This is a genomic window from Mycobacterium sp. E1715, from assembly GCF_001667625.1.
GTDB lineage: Bacteria > Actinomycetota > Actinomycetes > Mycobacteriales > Mycobacteriaceae > Mycobacterium.
This window is the reverse complement of the sequence record NZ_LZJJ01000442.1, coordinates 22,113-31,181: the sequence shown is the minus strand read 5'-3', so window position 1 is coordinate 31,181 and position 9,069 is coordinate 22,113. Positions and strand designations below refer to the sequence as shown.

Genomic DNA, 9,069 nt, shown 5'->3' with positions numbered 1-9,069 from the left:
GCGCCGACCTCGGCGACCGCCGCCGCGCACTCCGCGACCGCGGCCTCGGCGTCGGCCAGGCGGGTGATCGCCGCGGCCCATTCCCCGGTGGGACGCCCCGTGGGGGTGAAGTAGCGTCCGTATTCCGCGTCGATGCGTTCGATGAGCAACGGCTCGGTGCCCGACAACGCCGCGGCGATCACCCGCCTGGCCGACGCCGAGGCCGCGGTCGCGGAGTGCGCGGCGGCGGTCGCCGAGGTCGACGATCGGGTGGGTCGGCACGCGGCCCTGACGCAACAGGTGGCCGACCTGTCCCAGCAGCGCATCGCCGCGCGCCCCCGGCTCACCGCCGCGCAGCAGGCCGCGGAAAAGGTCGCCGAACTCACGGGGCAAGCACGCGAGGCCGAGTTGATCGCGACCGCCGCGGCGGCTACTAGCGCGGCGGCCACCACGGCCCGCACCTCGCGTCTGCAGCTTCTCGCCGAAATCGCTACCCGCACAGCGGCTGTCGTGGCTGCCGAGGCACAAGCGAAAGAGGCCGCCGACGCGCGCGCGGCGGCGCAGGCCGAGGCCGAGGCCGCCGAGGCCGCCGCCCGGCAAGCCGCAGAGGCCGTCGCGGATCTGCATCACCGCGCCGAATCCGCCCGCCGCACCGTCACTCAGCTCGCCGACCGCGAGGAGGCCGAGCGGCTGAGCGCCCGGTTGGCCAAGATCGACGCGATCCAGCGCGACTGCGAGCGGGTGTCCGCGGAACTCGGCGAGATCGCGCTCACCGAGCAGCAGCTGCGCCGGATCGAGACGGCCGCGTCCGCGGTCGATCGCATCGGCGACCAGTTGGCGTCGACGTCGGCGGCGGTCGAGTTCGCCGCCGCCGCGGACATCGAGCTGTCCATCGATGGCGAACGGGTCGCGTTGTCCGAAGGCCAAACCTGGTCCATCACGACCACCGGGCCCACCGCGGTCGAAGTCCCCGGCGTCCTGACCGCGTGGATCACTCCCGGCGCAACCACCCTCGATGTCCAGGCGAAACACGCTGCGGCGCAAGAGGAGCTGTCGGCCGCGTTGGCCGAGGCGCGGGTGGCCGACCTGGCCACGGCCAGGGCCGCCGATCAGCGTCGCCGCGAACTGGAGGGCAGCCGCGACCAACTGACCGCGACCCTCACCGGCCTGTGCGGGGACGACGAGGTCGACGAGCTGCGTTCGCGACTCGCGCAGCTGCGCTCCGCGCAACCGGCGGACAGCGCGGCTACGGGCATCGGAGCCGCCCGCGACGAGCTTGAAGCGCTTCGGGCGGCTGGCCAGGCCGCGATCGCCGAGTGCGACGACCGACGCCGGATCGCCACCACCGTCACTGCCCGGCTCACCGAGCTGGCCACCCGCGCAACGGTTCTCGAGGACGCGCTGAAGAACCAGCGTTGCGAACTCGACGCGGCCACCGACCGGCTGGCCCAGGAGCGGGCGTCGGCCGGCGACGACGAACTGGCGTCGGCGGCGGAGACGGCGCTGCGGGCCGCGTTCGCCGCCGAACGTCGGCATGCCGAGCTCGCCGCGGAACTCGCGGCGGCAAGCCCGGACTCGGTGAACGCCGAATTGCGCGCCGCCGTAAAGGAAACGGAAGAACTGCGCGAGCGCTACGAAGAGGCCGCCCGCGCGTTGCGCGAGATCACCATCGAACTGTCGGTGATGGGCAGCGAGGGCCGCCAGGGCAAGCTCGACGCCGCGGAAACCGAACGCGAACAAGCCGCCAGTGAGCACATCCGCGTCGGCGGCCGGGCCAGGGCGGCGCGCCTGCTGCGCTCGGTCATGACGCGTCACCGCGACACCACCCGGCAGCGGTACGTCGAGCCCTACCGCGCGGAACTGCAGCGGTTGGGTCGCCCGGTGTTCGGTCCCACGTTCGAGGTCGAGATCGACAGCGACCTCTGCATTCGCAGCCGCACGCTCGACGGAATCACGGTGCCCTACGACTCGCTGTCGGGTGGGGCCAAGGAGCAACTCGGCATCTTGGCGCGGCTGGCCGGCGCCGCCCTGGTCGCCAAGCAGGACGCCGTTCCGGTGGTCGTCGACGACGCGTTGGGGTTCACCGACCCCGATCGGCTGGCGAAAATGGGGGAGGTCTTCGACACGGTGGGCACTCACGGGCAGGTCATCGTCCTCACCTGCAGTCCCGACCGGTACGACGGCGTCAAGGGCGCTCACCGCATCGATCTCAGCGCCTAGCACCGGCGCTGAGCTGCGTCGACCACACCGGACGCGGTGGCCGCCCGCAGGCCCGGCAGAATGGTGTCATGGCGGGCCGACACCGATGACGATGAACGCTAAACGGCGGCGGGTGCAGGAGAAGCTCGCGGCGTTGCCCGGTGTCCGGCCTGTGCGCCGGCCGATCTCGCCGGAGACTAGCGAAGAATTCGACCTGTACTACGTGCGCACCGGCCGCAAGTCGGCGCACCCGCTGGTCATCATCCCGGGCGGTCCCGGGGTGGCGTCGGTGCAGATGTACAAGGGGCTGCGGCGCCGCGCGGCCGCGGCCGGCCTTGACGTCATCATGATCGAACACCGCGGGGTGGGCATGTCGCGGCACGACGACTCCGGTGCGGATCTGCCTCCCGAGGCGATCACCGTGAACCAGGTCGTCGACGACATCGCCGCCGTACTCGACGATGCCCACGTCGAGACCGCCGTCATCTACGGTGCGTCGTACGGCACCTACATCGCCTCCGGGTTCGGCGTGCGCCATCCGGGCCGGGTGCGGGCGATGATCCTCGATTCGCCGCTGCTGTCGCGGCACGACATCGTGATCGTCCGCCGCGCGATTCGCAGGCTGTTGCTCAGGGGCGACAGCCCCGAAACGGCCGCGCTGGCTCCGAAAATGCGCAAACTCGTCGACGCCGGCGTGATGACGGCGGCGGCCACCCAGGTGGTCGCGACGATCTACGGTTACGGCGGAGCCGAGCTGCTGGAGCGACAACTCGACCTGCTGCTGGACGGCCGAAAGTTGCTGTGGTGGGCGCTGTCCCGGTTCGCCACCCTGAGCAACCTGCCGTACCGCTACGAGGAAGACCTGGTGAGCCGCATCGCGTTCCGCGAGCTGAACTACGCCGCCGAACCCGACGGGCTACCGCTCGACCCCGCCGTAGCGGAGCGCGAAGCACGCACGGAGACGGCCACTTTCGAGGACGAGCCCTATGACCTGGTGGCAGAGATGCCGCATTTCGGCTGGCCTACCGTGGTGGTTTCCGGCGGCCGCGATCTGATCACCCCGCCGGCGGTCGCCGAGCGCGAGGCGGCTCTGCTGCCCAACGTGGTGCTGCTGAAGCTGCCCACCATGGCGCACAGCGCGCTCGACTTCCGCGAGCCCGCCGCGATTGCCATCGCCCGAGCGGTGTGGCGGGGTGAGATCGACGCGCTCGCGGCGAGAGCGCCTGCGCTCGACGCCCTTCCGGCGCGTCCCGAGCTGCGGCTGCTGTGGAAGGCGATCGGGGTCGCCGCGACCGTGGAGGGCGCCCTGCCTATCCCGGCGCGGCTGCGTCGCGGGATCAGCCGCGCATGAATCCGATGGCGGTGTAGCGCAGGTCGCCGAGACCGGCGGCGCCGAAATTGGCCAGCGTGCTGCGCACGGCGACGTCGCCGGGGGATTGGGTCAGCGGCAGGCTGAACCCCTCGGCCCAGATGAGCTTGTCGAGGTCGTTGGCCAGGCCCCGCGCCTTGTCCGGATCGAGTTCTTCCAGCGTCCGCTCGATGGCCTCATCGATCTGGGGGCTGCCGATCTTGCCGAAGTTGCTCTCGCCGGTCGACAGGTAGATCTGGGTGAGCGACGAAAGCGGGAAAGCGTCTCCGAGCCAACCGAATTGGGCGATGTCGAAATCCCCGACGTTGATGTAGTTGGTGAAGAACCCGCTGCCGGACCGGGCCACCAGTTCGAGCTTGACGCCGATCTGCGCCAGACTGTGCTGTGCGATCTGGGCGAACTGCCGGCTGCCCTGGGCGTCATAGAACAGGTCGCGGATGACCAGCTGGCGGCCGTTCTTTTCGCGGAACTGGCCGCCCTGCTTCCAGCCCAGGGCGTCAAGCTCCCGCCGGGCGGCGTCCGGGTCGTAGGGGACCGCAGAACTGTTGTCCTGGTAGCCTTTCTGGCCCGCGACATAGATGTGGTTACCCAACGCCACCGGATCACTGGTGAGTCCGTATTGGACGACCTTGGCGATGGTGCGCCGGTCGATGCCCTTGGACACCGCGATGCGCAGCGCCTTGTCGGACAGGATCGACCCGGGCGCGCCGTTGAACGTGAAGTGGGACCACGCCGGGGCGGGGGCGCGGCGGATCGAGATTCCCTTCGTGCGCTGCGCGATGGTCAGCTGGTCGACGGTGCCGACGCCGGACGCGTCGATGGTGTTGTTCTGCAGCGCGGGCAGCCGCGCGGCGTCGTCCAGCACCAGGTAGGTGATGTTGTCCAGGCGTGGGCGGGCGCCCCACCATTTCGGATTGCGGGACAACACGATTCGCTGCGTCGTGCGGTCCAGCGACGTGACGATGAAGGGGCCGGCCGACGGGCCGGGTCCCAAGAGTTGGGCCTTGTTGAACGCCTCGGGTGTGGCCGTCATGCTCTTGGGGAACAGCATGCCGTTACCGGCGAACATGCCGCGCCACTCGGCGTACGGCTTGGCGAAGGTGACCACGGCCTGCCGGTCGTCGACACCCCGGGTGACCGACGCGACGCGGTCGGCGCCGCTGGGGCCGGCGATCTCGAATGTCTTGTCGGCGCCGCTGAGAGCGTGGATCTGGCTGGCGATGTCTTCCCAGCTGATCGGAGTGCCGTCGGACCACACGGCCCGGGGGTTGATGGTGTAGGTCACCACCTGCGGTGCGGTGCCGGTGAGTTCGACGCTGGTGAAGTAGTCGGTATCGACCGTGGTCGATCCGTCGGCGCCGAGGATGAACGCTCGCGGCAGGGTGGCCTTCATCATCGCGGCGACCTCGGCCGAATTACCGTCGATGTGTAGGACATTGAAGTTGGGCGGGAAGTCGCTGAGCGCGAGCCGAAGGCTACCGCCGTCTTGCAGGGTGGCGGGGTCTTGCGGGTTGATATCGCTGGTGCTGCCGATCTGGGCGTGCTGGCCGGTTTGCGGCGCCAAGTTGATGGCCGGCGAGCATCCGGAGATGACAAGCGCCATCGCGACGAGCGCCGTCGTGACCCGCCTAGACACGTTTGCCCGGATTCGGTTGGGGTACCGCGCCCAGCAGTCGCCGGGTGTACTCGTGCTGCGGGTTGCCGAACACTTGCCGGCTGTCGCCCTGTTCCACGATCGTGCCGGCATGCATGACCACCACCTGGTGCGCGAGGTGTTTGACGACCGAAAGGTCATGGGAGACGAAGAGGTACGACAGGGCGAACCGCTCTTGGAGGTCGAGCAGCAGGTTGATGATGCCCGCCTGGATGGAGACGTCGAGAGCGGAGACCGGCTCGTCGAGCGCCAGGATCTTCGGCTGCAGTGCCAGCGCCCGCGCGATGCCGATGCGCTGCTTCTGACCCCCCGAGAACTCGGCGGGATAGCGGGCGGCGTCGGCGCGGCGCAACCCCACGATGTCGAGCAGCTCGGCGACGCGCGCGTTGGTCTCGTCCTTACCGAAGCCGTTGGCTGACAAAGGTTCGGCGAGGAGCTCGAACACGGGCAGCCGCGGGTCCAGTGAGGCCACCGGGTCTTGAAACACCACCTGGATGTCGCGGCGCAAGGATCGCCGGTGCGACGCGCTGAGGGTCGCGACGTCGGCGCCGAGGACTTCGATCGAGCCGGATTGCGGCGCAACGAGTTCCAGGATCTCGTGCAGGGTGGTCGACTTGCCGGAACCGGACTCGCCGACGATGCCCAGGGTGCGGCCCTGCCGCAGTTCGAAGCTGACGCCGTCGACCGCGCGGACCTCACCGACGGTCCGGCGCAACACCACCCCCTTGGTCAGTTGGAACGTCTTGACCAGATCGCGCACGCGGACGATCACCGGCGAGTCGCCGGACGTCACCCCGCGTGCGGAGGTGTTGACACCGTAGATGTCCGCGGCGGTGCGCCCGTTGACCTGGTCGGTGCGGATGCACGCCGCCCGGTGATCCACACCGACCGGCAGCAACTCGGGTTCGGCCGCGCGGCACTCGTCGACGACCAGGGGGCAGCGCGGAGCGAAGGGACAGCCCGGCTCCAGACTCACCAACGACGGCGGCGCGCCGGGGATGGGCACCAACCGGGTGCCCTGCACCGCGTCGAGCCGCGGCACCGAACCCAACAGCCCGACGGTGTAGGGCATCTGGCGATCGCGGTAGAGATCATGCACCCCCGCCGATTCGACGACGCGGCCGGCATACATCACCAGCGCCCGGTCGGCGAACTCGGCGACCACACCCAGGTCGTGGGTGATGATCAGCACCCCGGCGCCGGTGATGTCGCGCGCCGTCTTGAGCACCTCGAGGATCTGCGCCTGCACGGTGACGTCCAGCGCGGTGGTGGGTTCGTCGCAGATCAGCAGGTCCGGGTCGTTGGCGATCGCGATCGCGATCACCACTCGCTGTCGCTCACCGCCGGACAGCTCGTGCGGAAACGCGCGGGCGCGCCGTTCCGGCTGCGCGATGCCGACCAGCTCGAGCAGTTCCACCGCGCGCCGGCGCGCGGCGTTCTTGCCCACGTGCGGCTGGTGGATCTCGATCGCCTCGGCGATCTGGTCGCCAACGGTGTAGACGGGCGTCAGCGCCGACATCGGGTCCTGGAACACCATGCCGACCGTCTTGCCGCGGAAGCGTGACATCGCGTCGTCGCCGAGGCCGAGCAACTCGGTGCCGTGCAATCGCACCGAGCCGCGCACCCGCGCGTACTCGGGCAGCAGGCCCACCGCCGCCAGCGCCGAAACCGACTTGCCCGAGCCGGATTCGCCGACCATGGCCACGACTTCGCCGGGGGCGACGCGATAGCTGATGCCGCGGACCGCGGTCACCGGTTGGCCGTCCGTCGGGAAGCTGACGGCCAGGTCGGTGACCTCCAGCAGCGCGCTCACCGGGCACCACCCCGCAACATGCCGCTGCCGGGGTCGAGCGCGTCGCGCAGGCCGTCCCCGGTCACGTTGGCACACACCAGGATCAACACCAGCACGCCCGCCGGAAACAGGAAGACCCAAGGGAACGTCGTCGCGGACTGGGTGCCGTTGGCGATCAACGTGCCCAGCGAGACGTCCGGCGGCTGGATGCCGAACCCGAGGAAGCTGAGCCCGGTCTCGGCCAGGATGGCCGAGGCGACGTTGAGGGCGGCGTCGATGATCAGGATGGAGGCCACGTTGGGGACCACGTGGCGCAGGATGATGCGGCGGCTGGACACGCCCATGTACCTTGCGGCCCTGATGAATTCGCGTTCGCGCAGGCTCATGGTCATGCCGCGCACCATGCGTGAGCTGATCATCCAGCCGAATCCGGCAAGCAGCAAGACTAGCATCAGGATGTTGGCGGAGCTCTTGGTCCGCGGTGTGACGATGGCGATCAGGATGAAGCTGGGCACCACCAGCAGCAGGTCAACCAACCACATCAGCGCCCGGTCCCGCCAGCCACCGAAGTAGCCCGCGATCGAGCCGACGGTGGCGGCGATGCCGGTCGAGATGACGGCCACGCAGACACCGATCAGCATCGACTTCTGCATGCCCCGCAGGATCTGCGCCAGCAAGTCCTGGCCTAGCGCGTTGGTGCCCAACCAGTGCCGGGAATTCGGTGGTTGCAACAACGCGTCGAAGTCGAGGTCGTCATAGGAGTACGGCAGCACCGCGGGCAGCGCGTAGCAGCCGACGAACAGCAGCACGAGCAACGTCAGCGACGCGACCGCCAACCGGTTGCGCACGAACCTGCGCAGCACCAGGGTGCGGCGCGAGGTGAACTCCGCGGCCTTTGGCGTCGGAATCCCCTGGGCGCCATCCACTTTGGCCTCGGATGTCATGACACCCGCACCCGCGGATCGAGGGCCGCGTAGAACACGTCCGAGAGCAGACCCGCCAGCAACACCACCGTGCCGGAGAACAGCGTGATCGCGGCGATGATGTAGGTGTCCTGCGTCGCGATCCCTTGCACCAGCCATTCGCCCATGCCGTGCCAGCCGAAGATCTTCTCGACGAACACCGCGCCGGTGACCAGCCCGGCGACCCCGTAGGCGAACAGGGTGGCCAGCGGGATGAGTGCCGTGCGCAGTCCGTGCTTGACCAGCGCACGCCGGCGGGTGAGCCCCTTGGCGCGCGCGGTGCGGATGAAATCCTGGCCCAGGACGTCGAGCATCGCGTTGCGTTGGTAACGGCTGTATCCGGCGGCGGCCGCCAGCGTCAGCGTGAGCGTGGGCAGGACCAGATGCCGCAACCGGTCCACCAGCTGATGCCAGACGCCGCCGCTCACGCCGGGCGAGGTTTCCCCCGTGTAGTCGAAAAGGTGCACGCCCAGAGCCCAGTTCACCCGCAGCGCGGCAAGGATCAGCAGGTTGGCGATGACGAACGTCGGGGTGCTCAGCACCAGCAGCGCCACCATCGTGACGACGCGGTCGCTGAGTCTGTACTGGCGGATGGCGCCCCAGGCCCCGGCCGCGATGCCCAGGACGGTGCCCGCCAGCGATCCGACCACCAGGAGCCGCAGGGTGACGCCGACCCGGCGCCAGAGCGTGGCACCGACGGGCTGTCCGGTGATGGTCTTGCCGAAGTCGCCGCGCACGGCGTGCGAGGCCCACTGCGCGTAGCGGATCGGTATGGGCTTGTCCAGATTGAGGGAGCGGGCCTTCGCGTCGATCACGGACTGCGGCGGCCGCGGGCTGCGCTGCAACAGGCTGTCCAGCGGCCTGAATGCGACCGACGTCAGGCAGAACGTCAGGAACGAGGCCAGGGCCAGCAGCACGACATAGTTGAGCAACCGGCGCGCCAAGAAACGAATCATCCCCGACCGCACCGCCCCTCTCGCATTGGGACAGGTTAACGAGCCGGGCCCGTACCGGCCGGGTGCGCCGACCGGATCCTTGTGATCGGGCTGATTTTCATGCGTCAATATTCGGTGGCCCGTTGTTAACATCCACCGCGGTGCTGCGACACTCCCGA

The 9,069-nt window shown here is 69.4% G+C and carries 5 protein-coding genes and 1 pseudogene; 2 read left to right on the top strand and 4 right to left on the bottom strand.

All coding sequences use genetic code 11. From position 1 onward, the window contains the following. Positions 1-168: 168 nt before the first annotated feature. Positions 169-2,199 (top strand): annotated as a pseudogene (locus A9X03_RS21830) (ATP-binding protein); the annotation flags it as partial. An 85-nt stretch (positions 2,200-2,284) separates the two neighbouring features. Further along, entirely contained in the window at positions 2,285-3,529 is a 1,245-nt protein-coding gene (locus A9X03_RS21825) for an alpha/beta hydrolase (RefSeq protein ID WP_067761201.1), read from the top strand. Here the strand turns inward: A9X03_RS21825 and A9X03_RS21820 are convergent. From A9X03_RS21820 to A9X03_RS21805, 4 genes are read right to left on the bottom strand one after another with little or no spacing between them, the layout of a single operon-like run. After that, positions 3,516-5,150 (bottom strand): ABC transporter family substrate-binding protein, encoded by a 1,635-nt coding sequence (locus A9X03_RS21820; protein WP_067783843.1) that lies wholly within the window; start codon positions 5,148-5,150, stop codon positions 3,516-3,518. The two genes, A9X03_RS21825 and A9X03_RS21820, sit on opposite strands and share 14 nt — an antisense overlap. A 25-nt stretch (positions 5,151-5,175) precedes the next feature. Beyond that, positions 5,176-7,014: an ABC transporter ATP-binding protein gene (locus A9X03_RS21815; RefSeq protein WP_067761205.1), complete on the bottom strand. Its 1,839-nt coding sequence runs from the start codon at positions 7,012-7,014 to the stop codon at positions 5,176-5,178. Further along, positions 7,011-7,937 carry an ABC transporter permease gene (locus A9X03_RS21810; RefSeq protein WP_067783847.1) on the bottom strand — a complete coding sequence of 309 codons (927 nt, stop codon included), beginning with the start codon at positions 7,935-7,937 and terminating at the stop codon, positions 7,011-7,013. The genes A9X03_RS21815 and A9X03_RS21810 overlap by 4 nt, the downstream gene beginning before the upstream one ends. After that, complete coding sequence (locus tag A9X03_RS21805; protein WP_067761209.1) at positions 7,934-8,911, bottom strand: ABC transporter permease; 978 nt, start codon at positions 8,909-8,911, stop codon at positions 7,934-7,936. Before A9X03_RS21805 ends, A9X03_RS21810 begins: the two co-directional genes overlap by 4 nt. Positions 8,912-9,069 lie beyond the last annotated feature (158 nt).